This is a genomic window from Faecalibacillus sp. TM498 (assembly GCF_020589955.1).
Classification (GTDB): domain Bacteria; phylum Bacillota_I; class Bacilli_A; order Erysipelotrichales; family Coprobacillaceae; genus Faecalibacillus; species Faecalibacillus intestinalis.
Map to the genome: position 1 here is coordinate 1 of NZ_JAJDKB010000111.1, position 1631 is coordinate 1631.

Annotated in this window: 1 protein-coding gene; it reads left to right on the forward strand. The window is 23.0% G+C overall.

Annotated features, from left to right (window positions below; genetic code table 11):
• Nucleotides 1–242 precede the first annotated feature (242 nt).
• On the forward strand, nt 243–1214 hold the full coding sequence (locus LJD32_RS14825; protein ID WP_227392811.1) for a hypothetical protein: 972 nt from the start codon (nt 243–245) through the stop codon (nt 1212–1214).
• Nucleotides 1215–1631: the final 417 nt, after the last annotated feature.

A 1631-nucleotide genomic window follows, 5' to 3' on the forward strand; every position in this document is an offset into this window, starting at 1 on the left:
ATAAAAAAATTAAAAGTATAAAAAAAGCCGATAAAATCGACATATTGAAAGAAATAGTTTAAATGTAGTTCTAAAAAATATAGTGATAACTTCTAAAGACGGGATTTTATACCAAAAAATTTGGAATAAAGGTTTATTAAAATTTGTACCTATATAAGTAAATTTGTTATTAATGCATAAAAATGCTAATATTAAGTATGGATAATTAGAAGTTATCGATAGATAAAGGAGGCCTATTATATATGAAAAATTTAGTGTTTATTACAGATTGTGTAGATTCTGAAAATATTAATTCTATGAGAAAAGATTTAGAAGGAAATACTAGCGAACAAAATTCACGATTATTAAAGTCATTAAATCCCTTGTTTGAAAAAATTTATCATTATACGTCAATAGATGAATTTAAAAATCATATTGATCAACATAAAAATGATTTAATATTTCCCGTGTTGTATGGTGAAAATAGTTGTACACAAAAAACAATTTTACCTGCTTTATGTGAAGCATATAATTTAGATTATATAGGTGCAGATGCTTATACTCATACTATTTGCAATGATAAGAGTTTATCTAAATTATATGCTAAACAATTTGGAATTCGTTCTGCAAATTCATTTTATATTGATTCTTTAAGCAAATTAGATTCAACACCAATTAAATTACTAAAACTTCCTTTGATAATTAAGCCAAATTATGGTGGTGGTTCTGTAGGAATAACCAATAAGAATGTTGTTTATAACTATACTGATGCAAAAAAAATGGCTATTTTTTTATTACAAAAACAAAAAGTACCTATTATTATTGAAGAATATATTTCAGGTTACGAAGTAGAATTGATTTTGTTAGGGTCAAAAGAAAAAATTATATTTTGTGAAGAAGTTAAATTATTATTAAATGATAAAGAAAAATTCGATTCTGAGATTTGGGGATTGGAAACAAAAAAAATCGATGATTCAAAAGTAGATTTTTTATTAAGTAATCTAATATTAGAAAAGGACAGATTAAATTTAATTAGTTTATTCCAATCATTTAACAAAATCGAATTTGCTCGTATTGATGGTAGAATACATAATGGCGATTTTTATCTATTAGAAATTTCTCCAGATTGTTATTTAGGAGATGATTGTGCATTTTATTATGCTTTTCAGCAAAAAAAATTAAGTCATACTGAAATGTTTGACATGATTATAAAAAATCATCAAGATTTACTGTAAAATCCCAATAACCCAAAAAATCTACACGGTATGGAAAATTTGAAAAAAAGAAATTATCATCAGTTTTTCCATTGATTTGTAAACTTGCCAATTGATATGTATAAGAATTTTTTTCAATATTTTCTAAGAGTTGATATATATAATGTTTATATTTATCAACTTTTTTTGAATTATTAATTGTTTTGTAATAATACAAAATATTTTGATAATATATGTGTTTGATTTCCTCATAACCATAATCTTCTATACTAATTTTTGATAATTCACTAATAATATTTTTTGCATTATTAATATTTCTTGTAACGGTATAAAAAACCAACTGATTACATAAAATTACAATTTTATCATAAAAATTTGAATTTAAATTTTATATCTAATTTGCGATTATCCGCATAAACACTATACTTTCAAGCACTT

What these genes read in the sequence shown, in the direction of transcription:
- LJD32_RS14825 (WP_227392811.1), top strand. Translation starts at nt 243, where the DNA reads ATGAAAAATTTAGTGTTTATTACAGATTGTGTAGATTCTGAAAATATT.